Source organism: Salmonella sp. 32070601201500089SM, assembly GCF_017573605.1.
Lineage (GTDB): Bacteria > Pseudomonadota > Gammaproteobacteria > Enterobacterales > Enterobacteriaceae > Salmonella > Salmonella enterica.
Genome location: NZ_JAGETK010000009.1, coordinates 80833 through 97488 on the forward strand (window position 1 = coordinate 80833; position 16656 = coordinate 97488).

The following is a 16656-nucleotide window of genomic DNA, read 5'->3' on the forward strand; positions in this document are numbered from 1 at the left end:
TGATGACAACATTACTCCCTCTTTTCCGGGTACCTACATCATTCACTCCCTTTGACGGCGAGCGCTTCATCGGCGTCTGTTCGTCGTCTGGCCCCTTTTCTTTTTTCATTCTTATCCCGAATGGAAACCCCCGCTGAGCGCACGCCCGGCGGACTTTGTGACACGCATGGTTAGACAACAGGGATTACGGCGGGTCGATTATGGACAAAATGAAGCGTCATCTGGTGTGGTGGGGAGCGGGGATTCTTGTGGCGGTGGCCGCGATAGCCTGGTGGATGCTGCGCCCTGCGGGAATACCGGAGGGGTTTGCCGCCAGCAACGGCAGAATTGAAGCCACCGAAGTGGATATTGCCACTAAGATTGCCGGGCGTATTGATACCATCCTCGTTTCGGAAGGGCAGTTCGTTCGTCAGGGCGAGGTGCTGGCGAAAATGGATACCCGCGTGCTGCAGGAGCAGCGGCTGGAGGCGATTGCGCAGATTAAAGAGGCCGAAAGCGCGGTTGCCGCCGCCCGTGCTTTGCTGGAGCAACGCCAGAGTGAAATGCGCGCCGCGCAGTCGGTCGTCAAACAGCGGGAAGCTGAGCTGGACTCCGTCTCTAAACGTCACGTGCGTTCTCGTTCGCTGTCGCAGCGTGGCGCGGTATCTGTACAACAGTTAGATGACGATCGCGCGGCGGCGGAAAGCGCGCGCGCCGCCCTGGAGACCGCCAAAGCGCAGGTATCTGCGGCAAAAGCGGCGATTGAAGCGGCGCGTACCAGTATTATCCAGGCGCAAACGCGCGTGGAAGCGGCGCAGGCGACCGAGCGGCGTATTGTCGCCGACATCGACGACAGCGAATTAAAAGCGCCGCGCGATGGACGCGTGCAGTACCGCGTTGCGGAGCCGGGCGAAGTGTTATCGGCTGGCGGCCGGGTGTTGAACATGGTCGATCTCAGCGATGTTTATATGACATTTTTCCTGCCGACCGAACAGGCGGGGTTGTTGAAGATCGGCGGCGAAGCGCGACTGGTGCTGGACGCCGCGCCGGATCTGCGTATTCCGGCGACGATCAGTTTTGTCGCCAGCGTGGCGCAGTTCACGCCCAAAACCGTGGAAACCCACGATGAACGACTGAAGCTGATGTTCCGCGTCAAAGCGCGTATTCCGCCAGAGCTACTGCGACAGCATCTGGAATATGTCAAAACCGGTTTGCCGGGAATGGCCTGGGTTCGTCTGGATGAGCGCGTGCCCTGGCCTGACGCTCTAAGCGTGAGGCTGTCGCAATGACGTCGCTGACGCTGGTGCCTGTTCCTCCCGTGGCGCAGCTTGAGGGGGTGAGCCAGCATTACGGAAAAACAGCCGCGCTGAACAATATCACGCTGGACATTCCCGCCCGTAGTATGGTCGGGCTGATTGGTCCGGACGGGGTGGGTAAGTCGAGCCTGCTGTCGCTGATTTCTGGCGCGCGGGTGATTGAGCAAGGGAACGTTATCGTCCTGGGCGGGGATATGCGCGATGCGAAACATCGCCGCGACGTCTGTCCGCGCATCGCCTGGATGCCGCAGGGGCTGGGGAAAAACCTTTATCACACGTTATCGGTTTATGAGAACGTCGATTTTTTTGCTCGTCTCTTTGGTCATGACAAAGCTGAACGTGAAGCGCGTATTACCGAGCTGCTGAACAGCACGGGCCTGGCACCGTTTCGTGACCGTCCTGCCGGGAAGCTGTCCGGTGGGATGAAACAAAAGCTGGGGCTGTGCTGTGCGCTGATTCATGACCCGGAATTGCTGATTCTTGATGAGCCTACCACCGGCGTGGACCCGCTCTCCCGCGCTCAGTTCTGGGACTTAATCGACAGTATCCGCCAACGGCAGACCAATATGAGCGTGTTGGTCGCAACGGCCTATATGGAAGAGGCGGAGCGTTTTGACTGGCTGGTGGCGATGAATGCGGGCGAGATACTGGCAACCGGCAGCGCGCAGCAACTGCGGGCAGAAACCCATAGCGCGACGCTGGAACAGGCGTTTATCGCCCTGTTGCCAGAAGCGCAGCGCCAGGCGCATAAGCCAGTGGTGATCCCGCCGTATCACGCTGAGCAGGAAGAGATTGCCATTGAGGCGAAAGATCTGACCATGCGTTTCGGTAAGTTCGTCGCGGTTGACCATGTTAATTTCCGTATTCCGCGCGGCGAGATTTTTGGCTTCCTCGGTTCAAACGGTTGCGGCAAATCGACCACCATGAAAATGCTGACCGGTCTGCTTCCCGCCAGCGAAGGCCAGGCCTGGCTATTTGGCCAGCCGGTAGACCCGAACGACATCGACACCCGTCGCCGGGTCGGGTATATGTCGCAGGCTTTTTCGCTCTATAACGAACTCACCGTGCGGCAGAATCTGGAACTTCATGCCCGCCTGTTTCATATTCCGCCAGCGGAGATCCCGGCGCGCGTCGCGCAGATGATCGAACGCTTTATGCTAACGGAGGTGGAAGATACGCTCCCCGCTTCGTTGCCGCTCGGTATCCGCCAGCGTTTATCGCTGGCGGTAGCGGTGATCCATCGCCCGGAAATGCTGATTCTTGATGAGCCAACGTCCGGCGTTGATCCGGTCGCCAGGGATATGTTCTGGCAGCTTATGGTCGATCTTTCGCGTCAGGATAAGGTGACGATTTTTATCTCGACCCATTTTATGAACGAAGCGGAACGTTGCGACCGAATGTCATTGATGCACGCCGGTAAAGTGCTCGCCAGCGGTACGCCGCAGGAATTGATGCAACAGCGGGGCGCGGCCAATCTGGAGGCGGCGTTTATTTCCTGGCTACAGGAAGCTGCGGGAGCGGCGCCTGAAACCCCAATACCGCCATCCCAGACGCCCGCCGCGTCAGGTAAACCGTCGCGGCAGGGATTGAGCTTCCGGCGTTTGTTCAGCTACAGTCGCCGCGAAGCGCTGGAGCTACGCCGCGATCCGGTACGCTCGACGCTGGCGCTGCTGGGAACGGTAATTCTGATGCTGATTATGGGCTATGGCATCAGTATGGACGTGGAGAACCTGCGTTTTGCCGTACTCGATCGCGATCAAACCGTCAGCAGCCAGGCATGGTCGCTCAATCTGGCGGGATCGCGCTATTTTATCGAACAGCCGCCGCTCGCCAGCTATGACGAGCTTGACCGGCGGATGCGTTCGGGAGAGTTGGCGGTTGCCATTGAGAGCCCGCCTAATTTTGGCCGCGATATTGCTCGCGGTACGCCAGCGCAGATTGGCGTCTGGGTGGATGGCGCCATGCCCAGCCGCGCCGAGACGGTGAAGGGGTACGTTCAGGCGATGCACCAAAGCTGGCTGCAGGAGGCGGCAAGTCGTCAGCCGAACCCGGTTAAACAGACCGGGCTGCTCAACATTGAAACGCGCTATCGCTATAACCCGGATGTGAAAAGTCTGCCCGCTATCGTTCCGGCGGTCATTCCGCTGCTGCTCATGATGATCCCGTCAATGCTTAGCGCCCTGAGCGTGGTGCGGGAGAAAGAGCTGGGGTCGATAATTAATCTGTACGTAACGCCGACGACGCGCAGCGAATTTTTGCTGGGTAAACAACTGCCGTATATCGCGCTGGGTATGCTGAACTTCTTGCTACTGTGCGCGCTGTCGGTCTTTGTGTTCGGCGTGCCGCTGAAAGGCAGCTTTCTCACGCTTACCCTCGCGGCGCTACTTTACGTCATCATCGCCACCGGTCTGGGGCTGCTGATCTCCACGTTTATGAAGAGCCAAATCGCCGCTATTTTTGGGACGTCGATTATTACCCTCATTCCGGCAACACAATTTTCCGGCATGATCGATCCGGTGGCTTCGCTGGAAGGACCGGGAAGATGGATCGGCGAGATCTACCCGACCAGCCATTTTCTGACGATCGCGCGCGGGACGTTTTCCAAAGCGTTGGATCTGTCCGATCTCTGGCCGTTATTTATGCCGTTACTGATTGCCGTCCCGGTGGTGATGGGTCTGAGCATTCTGCTGCTGAAAAAACAGGAGGGGTAATGCGCGGATTACGTAATATTTATAATCTCGGCGTTAAAGAACTGCGCAGTCTGCTGGGCGACAAAGCGATGCTGGCGCTGATCGTCTTCGCCTTTACGATTTCGGTTTACTCCTCCGCTACCGTCCTGCCCGGTTCGTTGCATCTTGCCCCTATCGCCATCGCCGATATGGATCAGTCGCAGTTGTCGAACCGTATTGTGAATAGTTTTTACCGCCCGTGGTTTCTGCCGCCGGAGATGATTACGGCAACGGAAATGGATGCCGGACTGGATGCCGGACGCTATACCTTTGCGGTCAACATTCCGCCGAATTTCCAGCGTGATGTGCTGGCCGGACGTCAGCCTGATATTCAGGTTAACGTCGATGCGACGCGCATGAGCCAGGCGTTTACCGGCAACAGTTATATCCAGAATATTATTAGCGGCGAGGTCAACAGCTTTGTGGCGCGCGCGCGGGGAGATAGCGTTCAGCCTGTGTCGCTGGAGATTCGGATGCGCTTTAACCCGAATCTGGACCCGGCGTGGTTTGGCGGCGTGATGGCGATTATCAACAACATTACCATGCTGGCGATAGTGCTGACCGGATCGGCGCTGATCCGCGAGCGAGAACACGGCACTGTAGAGCATCTGTTGGTGATGCCGGTCACGCCCTTTGAGATCATGATGGCAAAAGTATGGTCGATGGGGCTGGTTGTGCTGGTGGTTTCCGGTTTGTCTTTGATGCTGATGGTGAAAGGCGTACTTGGCGTACCGATTGAAGGATCGATCCCATTGTTTATGTTGGGCGTGGCGCTGAGCCTGTTCGCCACCACTTCAATTGGGATTTTTATGGGCACCATCGCCCGTTCGATGCCGCAACTGGGGTTATTAATGATTCTGGTACTGTTACCGCTACAAATGCTTTCCGGCGGTTCCACGCCGCGCGAAAGTATGCCGCAGGCGGTGCAGGATATTATGCTGACCATGCCGACGACGCATTTTGTCAGCCTTGCCCAGGCTATTCTTTATCGCGGCGCAGGTTTGAGTATCGTCTGGCCGCAGTTCCTGACCCTGCTGGCGATAGGCGGCGTGTTCTTCCTGATAGCGCTGTTACGCTTCAGAAAAACGATTGGCACAATGGCGTAAACATTATTGCCGGATGGCGGCTGCGCCTCATCCGGCCTACAAACGACAGACGTGCGAACGTAGGCCGGGCAAGCGAAGCGCCCCCGGCGTTAGTCTTCTTTCGGCAAACACTGCAAGTGGCCGTGGCGCACGCCGCGCTGGGCGATAACATCATCGGCAAAATGCTGTACGTCGCCCATATCGCCCTTCAGAACGGCGATCTCCAGACAGTCATCGTGGTTGATATGGACGTGCAGCGTGGCGACGGATAAATCATGATGATGATGCTGGGTGGAGACGATGCGGCTGGCTAAATCCCGTTTCTCATGTTCATAAACATATGAAAGTACCGCGAAACCCTGTGTGCCGTGTTCCTGAGTGGCCTCCTGCGCCAGAGCGCCGCGCAGAATATCACGGATCGCTTCGGAGCGATTGTTATAGCCGCGTCGCTGGCTCAGGCTGTCCAGCGTTTCCAGTAAATCGTCATCGAGGGTGATGGTGACACGTTGCATCTGACTTAAACCTTTTGGTATGGCGCGTCGGCGCATGGGAAGCTCCGCATTTTGTAACACACGTCCGCCGCCAGAGGGAAAAATTAATGTGTCATAGCGCTTTCGTTATCGTCTGCGGCGTCAGCGTAAACGGTGTGGGGGTACAGACTGCCAGACTGAGCGTATTGAGCTGACACTGGCTGACCGACAAGGCAGAGGGCAACGTGCTGTCCACGCTGACGATTTGCTAGGCGCTGCCGCCGCGTTGTTTTACGATGGCTTCTTTACGCGTCCAGATACGCCAGAAGGCCGCCAGTTGTCGCTCCGGACGTTCCGCTTCCATTTCAGCATGTTCGCCGAGGCTGAATACCGCATTTGCCAGCGAACGCCAGTTATCGCGCGGGCGGATCACTTCAATATCGCAGCCGACTTCACCTTCGTCGCTAAGCAACAGAGCAATAGTGTCGCCGCTATGGCTGAGGTTAAACCACAGCGGCGTTCCGGCGGAAAAAGCCGGTTTACCCTGTTCGCCATACACCATCTCCGGTAGCGGCGAGAGCGCACGGGAAAGCAGCACGCGCCCGGCCAGCCAGCTTGCCCGGCGAACGCCCTGCGGCGCCTGAGCGATTAACGCGTCGGGCAATTGACCTGCGCTTAATGTTGACACTTTTCCCAGAACGATCTGGTACATATCAGGACCAACGTTGCCTATGAAGAAGAGGAGATTGTAGCATCTGTCGCCTCATCCCGGTAAACGGCTTTTCGGTCGGCCTGGCCCCAGTAAGATCGCCAGTTTGCTGCCGCCTTTAGTGGTTTCCATCCAGATTTTGCAGACGCTGGTCAAAGGAACGGACAAGAGCATCCCGACCGGGCCTAATAGCCATCCCCAGACCAATAACGAAAGAAATACCACCAGCGTGGACATTCCCAGACGATGGCCCATCATGCGTGGCTCCATAATGTTGCCAATCACCATATGGACCACCAAAAAGAGCGCGCCGACCAGTACGCACTCGTAAAAACCGTTAAATAACAGCGCCTGAATCATGGGGGGAACGGCGGAAATCACCGAGCCGATATTAGGAACGTAATTGAGCAAAAAGGCCAGTACGCCCCACATTAGCGCAAACTGAATATCCATTAACGCCAGCCCCAGCCAGATAATCGCGCCCGTCCATAGACTGAGCAGCGTTTTCAGCGCCAGATAATGCGAGACGCCTTTCAGGGCGCGGTGCAGGCCGGCAATATGGATTTGTGGATTGTTTAGCGCGAAACGTAATTTATAAGGCACGTGACGCACCTCAAACAGCATAAAAACCACGGTCATCACCAGCAGCACAATGCTTGCCATCGCGCCCGATACGCCGGTCATTAATGTTGTGGTGAAGAGCATGATTTTATCGGAATCCATCCCGCGGAGCATACGTTCCGGCGACATATGTAAATTCAGGAAGGGCATTAACTCCTGAAGGTGTAAGACTTTACGCGTCAGCTCCTTGCTGTATTTAGGCAGCATAGCGATAAATTCATTAAGCGATGCGGCAAGTACACCCACCAGCGCGGTAAGCACGATCAGCATGACGACCACCACGATAGTAATCGCCAGCGGTCGCTTCACGCCCCGACGAATAAACCAGGTCACTAATGGGTTAAGAACGATGGCGAAAAAGAGCGCCAGCAAGAGTTGTACAATAATATCCGCCGCGGCATGAATCCCGGCGAGAATAATAACCAGGGAGGCCAGTTTCAGCAGAATATGCATACCCGTTTTGTCGGGTTGAGCGGTTGCCATGAAGTTTTCCTTGTTGTGTTTTTTTCTAAGTGTAGCGGCTGCCCTGATACCGATAATCTGAATCTCACTACTGATTTTCACCGCGCGCCATGATAGAAAAGAAAACATGTTGTAAAAATGCGGTGATACTCATGCCCGAACCCGTCGCTGAACCGGCGCTAAACGGATTGCGCCTCAATCTGCGTATTGTCTCCATTGTGATGTTTAACTTTGCCAGCTACCTGACCATCGGCCTGCCGCTCGCCGTCTTGCCCGGCTATGTGCATGATGCGATGGGATTCAGCGCGTTCTGGGCGGGGCTTATTATCAGCCTGCAATACTTCGCCACTCTGTTAAGCCGTCCCCATGCCGGGCGGTATGCGGATGTATTAGGGCCGAAAAAAATCGTTGTCTTTGGCTTATGCGGCTGTTTTTTAAGCGGACTCGGCTACCTGCTGGCGGATATCGCCAGCGCCTGGCCGATGATCAGTTTGTTGCTACTGGGGCTGGGTCGCGTGATTTTGGGGATTGGGCAAAGTTTTGCCGGCACCGGTTCGACACTGTGGGGCGTCGGCGTCGTCGGGTCGTTGCATATTGGTCGGGTTATCTCCTGGAACGGTATCGTCACCTACGGCGCAATGGCGATGGGCGCGCCGCTGGGCGTGCTGTGTTATGCCTGGGGCGGGTTACAGGGACTGGCGCTAACGGTGATGGGCGTGGCGCTGTTCGCGATACTGTTAGCGCTTTCACGTCCGTCGGTGAAGGCGAACAAAGGCAAGCCGCTACCGTTTCGCGCGGTGCTGGGACGTGTCTGGCTGTATGGTATGGCGTTGGCGCTGGCCTCGGCAGGGTTTGGCGTCATCGCGACGTTTATTACCTTATTTTATGATGCTAAAGGCTGGGATGGCGCCGCCTTTGCGCTCACGTTATTTAGCGTCGCGTTTGTCGGCACGCGTTTGCTGTTCCCTAACGGCATCAATCGCTTAGGCGGGTTGAATGTCGCCATGATCTGCTTTGGCGTGGAGATTATTGGTCTGTTACTGGTGGGGACGGCAGCCATGCCGTGGATGGCAAAAATCGGCGTTTTACTCACGGGGATGGGGTTTTCGCTGGTCTTTCCAGCGCTGGGCGTGGTGGCCGTCAAAGCCGTGCCGCCGCAGAACCAGGGTGCGGCGCTGGCGACCTATACCGTCTTTATGGATATGTCTTTGGGGGTTACCGGGCCGCTGGCGGGGCTGGTGATGACCTGGGCGGGCGTGCCGGTGATTTATCTGGCGGCAGCCGGGCTGGTAGCGATGGCGCTATTGCTGACCTGGCGCTTAAAAAAACGGCCTCCGTCTGCACTGTCGGAGGCCGCATCATCGTCGTGAAGGTTACTTAATAACTAACGTATTGATGATGTTTTCAGCCGTGGTTTGCGCTTTTTGCTGATTGTCCGCAGGCAGCGTGACCTGAATCGTCAGCAATTGGTTATCCACTTTACCCAGCACGATGGAAGAATACGCCGTCTGGCCCTTCGCGGAGATAATGCTGTCCAGTTGTTGCAACGTATGGCCTTTGAGCTCAATAGACTTATTGGTGACGACCTGAAGCTGCGGGTCGCGGCTACGCTGTTGCTCAAGCAGGCGGTTCGCCAGCACCGGCAACGCTTCATCGGTATTATCGCCGACAATAACAATCACCGCTTTCTGGCCCGTCGGGTCAGAATAAACGTGCATATTATTCGCTTGGGTGCCCAACTTACCGCTTTGATCGGTCATATCCGCCGGCAGCGAGAAACTGAGTTTGCCATCCATCAGGCTGATGGGCTGGCCGGAGGCCTGACTTTCTGCGGCGGCGCTTTCTGCCGACGCTTTTGTATCGTTGTTATCACAGGCCGCAAGCCCCATAACCAGCAGGCCAATACCGGCATATTTAACCAAATTGCGCATTGACTTCTTCCTTTCGATAAACGGCCATAACGGCTCATTCGCTCATCTTATCACAACTCGGAAAACGAACCTTTAACTTGCCGGTAATGGGGAAATTTCAGATTTATCTGCCAGCTTTTTCAGCAACATATTCAGTAGAACGCCGTACATCGGCAGGAAGAAAATAATGCTGATGAGCACCTTAAAGCAATAATCCACCAGCGCAATTTCCATCCAGTGTTCGGCCATAAAGGCATCGGGGCTTCGCCAGAACGCAATGAAGAAAAAGGCAAGGGTATCGCTGATATTGCCAAACAGCGTTGACGCGGTCGGCGCCAGCCACCAGCGACGATTTTGGCGCAGGCGGTTAAACACATGGACATCAAGGATCTGTCCCAGCGCGTAGGCCATAAAGCTGGCGGCGGCGATACGGGCGACAAACAGATTAAAGTTCGCCAACGCGGCGAAACCTTGCCAGGCGCCCATATAGAACAGCGATGACACCACATACGACACCAGCAGCGCGGGGATCATGACGGCGAAGATAATGCGGCGCGCCAGCGATGCGCCAAAAATACGCACGGTAAGATCGGTGGCAAGAAAAATAAAAGGAAAACTAAACGCGCCCCAGGTCGTGTGGAAACCAAAAATAGTGATGGGGAGCTGCACCAGATAGTTACTGGAAATGATCACCAGTAAATGGAATAGCGATAGCCAGAACAACGCTTTTACGCGCTGTGATTGTGTAAACGGAGTCATATTGTGACCTTTTTGTTGGATGGGGTGAGGGAACCCAATAAAGAACCGCCGCATAATACTGTTTTGCGCTGGCATTGCAATGGCTAATTTTCACGCAATCGTTAACCTGCCTGGCTTACTGACGAAGATGGGCGTAAAATATCGCCGTTTTTCTACCATTGAGACGAAGATGAGCGATCTGTTTTTCTCCCCTGACCATACGCTTGACGCCCTGGGGCTGCGTTGCCCTGAACCAGTAATGATGGTGCGCAAAACGGTGCGCAACATGCAAACTGGCGAAACATTGCTGATTATCGCCGACGATCCGGCGACGACGCGTGATATTCCGGGGTTCTGTACCTTTATGGAACACGATTTGCTGGCGCAAGAGACGGAGGGTCTGCCGTACCGCTATTTATTGCGTAAAGCGCATTAACCGCACGGCAGATAGCATTCTGATTAGAAGCTTTCCCAGTTCGCCTGTTCTGCGGCGGGCTGCGGCGTTAAACCTTTGCTTAACGGCGTCGGCGACGCCTCCCGACGAGGTTGTTTCTGGATGCGGAACGCGGCGACCGCCTGACGAAGTTCGTTAGCCTGATCTTCCAGCGCCGCCGCCGCTGCTGCGGATTCCTCTACCAGCGAGGCGTTTTGCTGCGTCACGCTGTCCATTTCCGATACCGCCTGCGCCACTTGCTCAATGCCTTTGCTTTGCTCATCGGAGGCAGAGGCGATTTCGCCCATAATATCGGTCACGCGGGTCACGGCGTTGACGATCTCTTTCATGGTTTCTCCCGCTTCGCGTACCTGCGTAGAGCCGGTATCAATGCGCGACACGGAGTTTTCAATCAGCACTTTGATCTCTTTGGCGGCCTGCGCGCTACGGCTGGCCAACGTGCGTACCTCTCCGGCCACGACCGCGAATCCTCGCCCCTGTTCGCCGGCACGGGCGGCTTCTACCGCGGCGTTCAGCGCCAGGATATTAGTCTGGAAGGCGATACCGTCAATCACGCTGGTGATGTCCACGATTTTTTCCGAACTTTCGGCGATATCGTTCATGGTGTTCACTACGTTATCCACCACGCGTCCTCCTTTACGCGCGGTTTCTGATGCGGTTTTCGCCAGACCCGTCGCCTGTCGTGCGTTATCGGTGTTTTGCCGTACCGTGGCGGTTAACTGTTCCATGCTGGCGGCGGTCTCCTCCAGCGCCGAGGCCTGTTGTTCGGTACGGGAAGAGAGGTCGCTGCTGCCGGCGGAAATTTCGCCTGCGCCAGTATAGATAGAGTCCGCGTTATCGCGCACCGCGCTGACGGTACGGATTAACGACTGCTGCATCGTTTTAAGACCGGCGGCCAGTTGGCCCATTTCACTGCGTCCTTCGGCCTCTATCTCATGGGTAAGATCGCCGTCGGCGATCGTTTGAATGTGCGCCATAATCCGTTGCAGCGGGCGGAGTAGAACGCGTTGCAGCCCCAGCCAGATAAACGCCAGCACGATGAGTACGATAAGTAGAATTATCCCCAGCGTCCATTGCATCTGGGTAAAGCTGCTCTGATTCTGATCGCTGGCTAATTTTATTAATTGCGCATTTTGAGAGAGCCACTGGTCATATACCTGCTCCATGTCATCCTGCGCTTTTTGCGCGTCAAGGTTGCCATAGGCGGCGTAATTATCGGCTTTAAGATAGTGGATAGACTGCTGCAAAACGTCATACATCTGCTTAAAGCTGGCTTCGGCCTGGGCATCCAACGCCGGATCTTTGCCCGCGATCGCTTCGGAGTTCACGTAGTTGTTGAAATGCTTTTCCGCTTCGTTGAGCGACGCGCCAGCGTTGGTTAACAGCGTGTTCATGGCGTCCAGTGAGGCGGGATCGCGCTGACTTTTTAACATGCGTATCGCCACGCGGTTAATGGTGACGCGGGTTTCGATCAATGTCTGAAAACTGCCGCCCAGTTCCTGTTGTTGGTAACTCAGCGCGCTCGCATTCTGGAAATTCAGCCGATCGCTGCTGACGGCGGAATAAAACAGTATTCCTGTCACCAACAATAAGGCGCTAAATATGCCCAGCGTCGCGATAACGCCGGTGATGACTTTGATATTTTTCATAGTGCCTAACATTCCTTATTTTGTAGACGGTATGATCAATATCGGTTGGATAAATATTAACCTTACATCAAATCACGCTATTTCTGATTAATGGTTTGATAAGTAATAGAAAATAAATAATTTTCGCGTGAATAATATGTACAAAGAAAGGAATATCGCGGGATAACCCGGCGACACGACGCCGCCGGGCGGGAGAAGATTAGTTTTTACGCAGCAAACGTAGCGCGTTGGCGGTCACCAATACCGTGGCTCCCGTATCCGCCAGGATTGCCAGCCATAGCCCGGTAAAACCAAGTAGCGTCGTCACCAGGAAAATAGCTTTCAGCCCCAGCGCAATGGTGATGTTCTGCCGGATATTCGCGTGGGTAGCGCGCGCCAGCGTAATCATCTGCGCTAACCCGCGCAGACGGTTATGAGTAAGGGCGGCGTCAGCCGTTTCCAGCGCGACGTCAGTACCGCTGCCCATCGCAATTCCGATACTGGCGGCTTTCATCGCGGGCGCATCATTAATGCCGTCGCCCACCATCGCCAGCGGCGCTTGTTGGTTAAGGGCGGTGACTGCCCGCACCTTGTCTTCCGGCAGTAGTCCGGCTTTAAACGCCAGATCCAGCTCGCCGGCAATCGCTGCCGCCGCCCGTGGGTTATCGCCGGTCAGAATCACGCCGTTAACGCCTAACTGATGCAGTTCGCGGATGGCGTCGCGCGCATCGTCACGCAACGTATCCTGGAGGGCGAGGACGCCAACAACGGTCTCGTTACGCAGCACCAGAACCACCGTCTGCCCGGCGTTTTCCAGTTCGCTAATTTGCCCGGCAAACGCTGCCGTAGGCTGTTTTCCCGCCGCGCAAATCAGAATACGTTCGCCGTTAACCTGCGCTTCAATTCCGGTGCCGGCCAGCGTTCGCTGCGATTCCGCCGTCGGGATCGCCAGATCGCGTGTCTGCGCTTCGCGGACAATAGCCTGCGCCAGCGGGTGCGTAGCGCCTTGTTCTACGGCTGCCGCCAGCGCCAACAGTTCAGCCTCGCTGATACCGCTTGCCGGATGAATCGCCGTCACCCGTGGTTTACCAATGGTCAACGTACCGGTTTTATCAAAGGCGACCTGCGTGATACGGCCCAGTTGCTCCAGCGCTGCGCCGCCTTTAATCAATGCGCCGCGCCGTGCCGCCGCCGCCAGCCCGGAGGTAATGGCCGCGGGCGTGGAGATCACCAGCGCGCACGGGCAACCGATGAGCAGCAGCGTCAGCCCTTTATAAATCCACTCCTGCCAGCCGCCATCGAACATCAGCGGCGGAATAAGCGTCACCAGCAGCGCGATGACCATAATGACTGGCGTATAGATGCGGCTGAAACGGTCAATAAACCGCTCAATGGGCGCACGGCGCTCTTCCGCCTCTTCAATCAGCGTCAGGATACGGTCAATCGCGCTGGCGCCAGGTTCAGATAGCACCTTCAGGGTGACGAGACGGTCAACGCTGGTCGCGCCTGCCGGGACTTTGTCGCCCGTTGCGCGCTCCACCGGGATAGACTCGCCGGTGAGCGCGCTTTCATCAAAGCTGGCGAAACCGGAAACCAGTTTACCGTCGGCGGGTAAACGCCCCCCGGCGGCGACTTCGATAATATCGCCCGGTCGCAGGGTATTAATAGCGACCTCTTCCCGTACGCCGTCGCGCAGACGGGTCGCCGTTTCCGGTTTAAGCGCCATTAACGCGCTGACGCCTTTACGGGCGCGGCTGGCGGCCCATCCTTCCAGGCGCTCGCCGATGAGGAACAGCAGCAATACCATTGCTGCCTCCGCCGTCGCGCCTATAAACAGCGCGCCAATGGCGGCGACGCTCATCAGCGTTTCAATAGCGAACCAACTGCCGCTTTTCATCAGCCGCAGCGCCTGGCGGGCAATAGGATACAGACCGACCAGAGTGGTGACGATAAAGGCCAGTTGGCCGAACGGGTGGTTAAATTGCTCCAGCCCCCAGCTTATCGCCATCATAATGATCAGCGTAATAAGCGGCAGGTTCTCTTTAAGACGAGATTCAGGCGCGGCGTCGCGCGAATCTTCGCTACGCAAGGTATAACCCGCCTTCTGTACGGCGCGTTCAATTTGCGCGCGGAGGTCGGCGTCGGCATCGACCACTAACTTTTCGGTGGCGAACAGCACTTGCGCCTGGTTGACGCCGCGAATTTGGCGGACCGCATTCTCCACTTTTCGGGCGCAGGCGGCGCAGTCCATGCCGGAGATTTTCCAGGTATAGCGCGTGCCTGCCACGGCAGTAGAAACAGGCGCGCTGGACGCGCAATGTTCTTCGCAGCAGCAGCTATCGGCCTTCTGTATCGCCGGGGCTAATCTGAAGGAGGTAAAGGGCGGGACTTTTTTGCCATCGGTATCAGGGGTCGACATAACGTCCTCCGGTTGATGATAATTTTCTCATTAACCGGAGGATACACTCTGGAGTCGACTCCAGAGTCAAGCGCTATTATTTACAGGTACAGCGAGCGAACAATCAGGAAGTGTCCGGCAAAGTAGCAGGCGGCGGCAATCGCGTTATCCGCCCGGAAACGGCGGCGGTAATGGCTACCCAGCCAGACGATATTGCCGATAAACAGCAGCGTCGCGCCGGTAAAGGCCGAAAGGGCTGGCGCCGTTGGGCGGAAGAACCACAGTTCGCCCGCCAGCCAGACCATGACCAGCGTCATGGCGATAAAAGTACACACCGGCCAGCGTAGCTCCTCCAGTCGCGTCCAGATAACGGCGATAAGCAACGCGCCGACTATCAGTAACGCCAGCGGCAGCGGCCAGAAGAACGACAACGTCATTTGGCTGGCAAAATAAATGGTGTAGAGCAGATGCGATAAGAAAAATGCCCCGACGGCGTACAGCAGGCGTTGACGCGGCAAGAGCGTTAACGCATCGCCGACCAGCGAGGCGCACAGTCCGGCCAACACAAGATAACTGATGGCGTCAAACATCGGCGCTTGCCAGGCCAGTAACAGCAATAGTAATAACGTGACGGGCTTAAAAACCCAGCGTTGCCAGGCTGGCCCGCGATAGGAGGCGTCCACATACAGCCATGCGGACAGGCAGACAGCGATAAACGACCAAAGCATCTTAATTCCTTGAATTCGTTATTTTTTCGCAAACGGTATGCTTGCGGCTCTATTATTCAGTGTAGAGGCCGTGACGGTCAGATGACAACACTATAACGGGCAGGGTATGCTTATTTCCGCATTTTCTGACAGGTTAACAGTATGAGTAAGCCACCGCTTTTCTTCATTATAATCATCGCATTAATCGTAGTTGCCGCGTCGTTTCGCTTCGTTCAGCAACGGCGGGAAAAAGCCGCTAATGAGGCGGCGCCGTTACAGCAAAAGCAGGTCGTGGTCAGCAGTAAACGGGAGAAGCCGGTTAACGACCGACGCTCTCGCCAGCAGGAAGTGAGCCCGGCGGGAACCAGTATGCGCTATGAGGTCAGTTTTAAGCCGCTCAATGGCGGTCTGGAAAAAACTTTCCGTTTACAAGCGCAGCAGTACCACGCTTTGACGGTGGGTGATCAAGGTACGCTGAACTATAAGGGAACGCGGTTCGTCGGGTTTGTTAGCCGTACCCCGGATAACGAATAAACCGTCATCCGGCAGCAAACGTTATTTTTTGTTCTTAAACTTCTTCTGCCAGACCAGCAGCTCAAACACGCCGAACAGGAAAATGCGGATTTTCTCTCCCGTCGTCATCTGCGGACCCGCTTTCGGTATCGTTGATTTCAGTAGCGCCAGTTGCATACCGTGCATCAGCGCCATGAACACCAACGCCACGTTGATGAAGATATTGAGCGGGCGCGGGAAGGGATGCACCAGATTAAGAATCAAAAATGCCCACACGAAGAGCATTAATAAGCGGCCCAGATTAATCAACATCATTTTCTCCTTGCGCGTCGCGCTGATACAGACGATAAGCGACCTGTCCGGCCACCTTTTCTCGATACAATGCCCAGTTCGCCGGAACGGGCGGCAGACCGTTTTCCACCTCGCTTTCTACGTAGATTAGCGCGTCGTCGGCCAGCCATCCCTGGGTTTCCAGCAATTGTAACGTCTCTTCCAGCAGCCCTTTACGAAACGGCGGGTCGACAAAGACGACGTGATGCGGCGTCCCCGGCTGGCTGAGGAAGGCCAGAGTATTGGTATTGACGACGCGAGCATTGTTGGCTTTCAGCGTCGCCAGATTTTTTTGCAACTGCTGCGATACGGCGCGATCCATTTCCAGTAACGTTGCCTGGGCCGCATAACGCGATAGCGCTTCCAGACCCAGCGCGCCGCTGCCGGCAAAGCAATCCAGACAATGGGCGTCTACCATTACCGGAGCCAGCCAGTTAAATAACGTTTCGCGCACGCGATCGGTGGTGGGACGCAGACCCGGGCTGTCCGGAACCGGTAATTTACGGCCACGCCATTGCCCGCCAATAATGCGGATTTGGCCGCTGCCAGAGTGAGTCGGTTTTTTCATTTCTCTTGCTCGAACCGCCTGTTGCAAGTTATTCCAGGC

The 16656-nt window shown here is 56.0% G+C and carries 15 protein-coding genes and 1 pseudogene; 6 read left to right on the forward strand and 10 right to left on the reverse strand.

Annotated elements, in window-relative coordinates:
- Nucleotides 1-200 precede the first annotated feature (200 nt).
- The 3 genes from J4728_RS15390 to J4728_RS15400 are packed head-to-tail and all read left to right on the forward strand — an operon-like array spanning nucleotide 201 to nucleotide 5130.
- The gene (locus J4728_RS15390) at nucleotides 201-1268 is read left to right on the forward strand and encodes an HlyD family secretion protein (protein WP_000359836.1); all 1068 of its coding nucleotides are present in this window, start codon (nucleotides 201-203) and stop codon (nucleotides 1266-1268) included.
- Nucleotides 1265-4006: a ribosome-associated ATPase/putative transporter RbbA gene (gene rbbA / locus J4728_RS15395; protein WP_208212015.1), complete on the forward strand. Its 2742-nt coding sequence runs from the start codon at nucleotides 1265-1267 to the stop codon at nucleotides 4004-4006. Before J4728_RS15390 ends, rbbA begins: the two co-directional genes overlap by 4 nt.
- Nucleotides 4006-5130, forward strand: coding sequence for an ABC transporter permease (locus tag J4728_RS15400; RefSeq protein ID WP_001214755.1), 1125 nt, complete (start codon nucleotides 4006-4008; stop codon nucleotides 5128-5130). The genes rbbA and J4728_RS15400 overlap by 1 nt, the downstream gene beginning before the upstream one ends.
- Before the next feature lie 89 nt (nucleotides 5131-5219).
- Here J4728_RS15400 and nikR read toward each other — a convergent pair whose 3' ends face one another.
- The 3 genes and pseudogenes from nikR to J4728_RS15415 form a co-directional block, all read right to left on the reverse strand.
- Nucleotides 5220-5621 (reverse strand): nickel-responsive transcriptional regulator NikR, encoded by a 402-nt coding sequence (gene nikR / locus J4728_RS15405; protein ID WP_001190057.1) that lies wholly within the window; start codon nucleotides 5619-5621, stop codon nucleotides 5220-5222.
- Between the two features lie 91 nt (nucleotides 5622-5712).
- Nucleotides 5713-6291 (reverse strand): annotated as a pseudogene (gene acpT / locus J4728_RS15410) (4'-phosphopantetheinyl transferase AcpT).
- Nucleotides 6292-6342: 51 nt separating this feature from the next.
- Nucleotides 6343-7392, reverse strand: a complete 1050-nt coding sequence (locus tag J4728_RS15415) for an AI-2E family transporter (RefSeq protein WP_000179588.1) — start codon at nucleotides 7390-7392, stop codon at nucleotides 6343-6345.
- Nucleotides 7393-7481: 89 nt separating this feature from the next.
- On the opposite strand from J4728_RS15415, the gene J4728_RS15420 reads away from it, so the two are divergent.
- Nucleotides 7482-8741 (forward strand): MFS transporter, encoded by a 1260-nt coding sequence (locus J4728_RS15420; RefSeq protein WP_208212017.1) that lies wholly within the window; start codon nucleotides 7482-7484, stop codon nucleotides 8739-8741.
- A gap of 3 nt (nucleotides 8742-8744) precedes the next feature.
- Here J4728_RS15420 and J4728_RS15425 read toward each other — a convergent pair whose 3' ends face one another.
- Nucleotides 8745-9302, reverse strand: a complete 558-nt coding sequence (locus tag J4728_RS15425) for a DcrB family lipoprotein (protein WP_001245277.1) — start codon at nucleotides 9300-9302, stop codon at nucleotides 8745-8747.
- A 72-nt stretch (nucleotides 9303-9374) separates the two neighbouring features.
- A complete protein-coding gene (locus tag J4728_RS15430; RefSeq protein ID WP_058116165.1) occupies nucleotides 9375-10040 on the reverse strand; it encodes a 7-cyano-7-deazaguanine/7-aminomethyl-7-deazaguanine transporter in 666 nt (221 codons plus the stop codon).
- A 169-nt stretch (nucleotides 10041-10209) separates the two neighbouring features.
- Here J4728_RS15430 and tusA point away from each other — a divergent pair, with 169 nt between their 5' ends.
- The gene (tusA, locus tag J4728_RS15435) at nucleotides 10210-10455 is read left to right on the forward strand and encodes a sulfurtransferase TusA (protein ID WP_061837290.1); all 246 of its coding nucleotides are present in this window, start codon (nucleotides 10210-10212) and stop codon (nucleotides 10453-10455) included.
- 23 nt (nucleotides 10456-10478) lie between these two features.
- Here the strand turns inward: tusA and tcp are convergent, their stop codons facing one another.
- The 3 genes from tcp to J4728_RS15450 form a co-directional block, all read right to left on the reverse strand.
- Nucleotides 10479-12122 (reverse strand): methyl-accepting chemotaxis citrate transducer, encoded by a 1644-nt coding sequence (tcp, locus tag J4728_RS15440; protein ID WP_208212019.1) that lies wholly within the window; start codon nucleotides 12120-12122, stop codon nucleotides 10479-10481.
- 199 nt (nucleotides 12123-12321) lie between these two features.
- On the reverse strand, nucleotides 12322-14520 hold the full coding sequence (gene zntA / locus J4728_RS15445; protein WP_208212020.1) for a Zn(II)/Cd(II)/Pb(II) translocating P-type ATPase ZntA: 2199 nt from the start codon (nucleotides 14518-14520) through the stop codon (nucleotides 12322-12324).
- A gap of 80 nt (nucleotides 14521-14600) precedes the next feature.
- Nucleotides 14601-15227 (reverse strand): lysoplasmalogenase, encoded by a 627-nt coding sequence (locus tag J4728_RS15450; RefSeq protein ID WP_000964735.1) that lies wholly within the window; start codon nucleotides 15225-15227, stop codon nucleotides 14601-14603.
- 141 nt (nucleotides 15228-15368) lie between these two features.
- Between J4728_RS15450 and J4728_RS15455 the strand changes: the two genes are divergently transcribed.
- A complete protein-coding gene (locus J4728_RS15455) occupies nucleotides 15369-15740 on the forward strand; it encodes a DUF2500 domain-containing protein (protein WP_000042858.1) in 372 nt (123 codons plus the stop codon).
- A 21-nt stretch (nucleotides 15741-15761) separates the two neighbouring features.
- Here the strand turns inward: J4728_RS15455 and J4728_RS15460 are convergent, their stop codons facing one another.
- Both J4728_RS15460 and rsmD read right to left on the reverse strand, forming a co-directional pair.
- The gene (locus J4728_RS15460) at nucleotides 15762-16031 is read right to left on the reverse strand and encodes a DUF1145 family protein (protein ID WP_208212053.1); all 270 of its coding nucleotides are present in this window, start codon (nucleotides 16029-16031) and stop codon (nucleotides 15762-15764) included.
- Nucleotides 16021-16617, reverse strand: coding sequence for a 16S rRNA (guanine(966)-N(2))-methyltransferase (gene rsmD / locus J4728_RS15465; protein ID WP_000743275.1), 597 nt, complete (start codon nucleotides 16615-16617; stop codon nucleotides 16021-16023). The genes J4728_RS15460 and rsmD overlap by 11 nt, the downstream gene beginning before the upstream one ends.
- Between the last annotated feature and the right edge of the window lie 39 nt (nucleotides 16618-16656).

Coding starts and splice junctions, on each gene's coding strand:
- J4728_RS15415 (WP_000179588.1), bottom strand. CDS start 7,392: ATGGCAACCGCTCAACCCGACAAAACGGGTATGCATATTCTGCTGAAA.
- J4728_RS15430 (WP_058116165.1), bottom strand. CDS start 10,040: ATGACTCCGTTTACACAATCACAGCGCGTAAAAGCGTTGTTCTGGCTA.
- J4728_RS15455 (WP_000042858.1), top strand. CDS start 15,369: ATGAGTAAGCCACCGCTTTTCTTCATTATAATCATCGCATTAATCGTA.
- J4728_RS15450 (WP_000964735.1), bottom strand. CDS start 15,227: ATGCTTTGGTCGTTTATCGCTGTCTGCCTGTCCGCATGGCTGTATGTG.
- J4728_RS15390 (WP_000359836.1), top strand. CDS start 201: ATGGACAAAATGAAGCGTCATCTGGTGTGGTGGGGAGCGGGGATTCTT.
- J4728_RS15425 (WP_001245277.1), bottom strand. CDS start 9,302: ATGCGCAATTTGGTTAAATATGCCGGTATTGGCCTGCTGGTTATGGGG.
- rsmD (WP_000743275.1), bottom strand. CDS start 16,617: ATGAAAAAACCGACTCACTCTGGCAGCGGCCAAATCCGCATTATTGGC.
- tusA (WP_061837290.1), top strand. CDS start 10,210: ATGAGCGATCTGTTTTTCTCCCCTGACCATACGCTTGACGCCCTGGGG.
- J4728_RS15420 (WP_208212017.1), top strand. CDS start 7,482: ATGATAGAAAAGAAAACATGTTGTAAAAATGCGGTGATACTCATGCCC.
- tcp (WP_208212019.1), bottom strand. CDS start 12,122: ATGAAAAATATCAAAGTCATCACCGGCGTTATCGCGACGCTGGGCATA.
- nikR (WP_001190057.1), bottom strand. CDS start 5,621: ATGCAACGTGTCACCATCACCCTCGATGACGATTTACTGGAAACGCTG.
- rbbA (WP_208212015.1), top strand. CDS start 1,265: ATGACGTCGCTGACGCTGGTGCCTGTTCCTCCCGTGGCGCAGCTTGAG.
- J4728_RS15460 (WP_208212053.1), bottom strand. CDS start 16,031: ATGTTGATTAATCTGGGCCGCTTATTAATGCTCTTCGTGTGGGCATTT.
- J4728_RS15400 (WP_001214755.1), top strand. CDS start 4,006: ATGCGCGGATTACGTAATATTTATAATCTCGGCGTTAAAGAACTGCGC.
- zntA (WP_208212020.1), bottom strand. CDS start 14,520: ATGTCGACCCCTGATACCGATGGCAAAAAAGTCCCGCCCTTTACCTCC.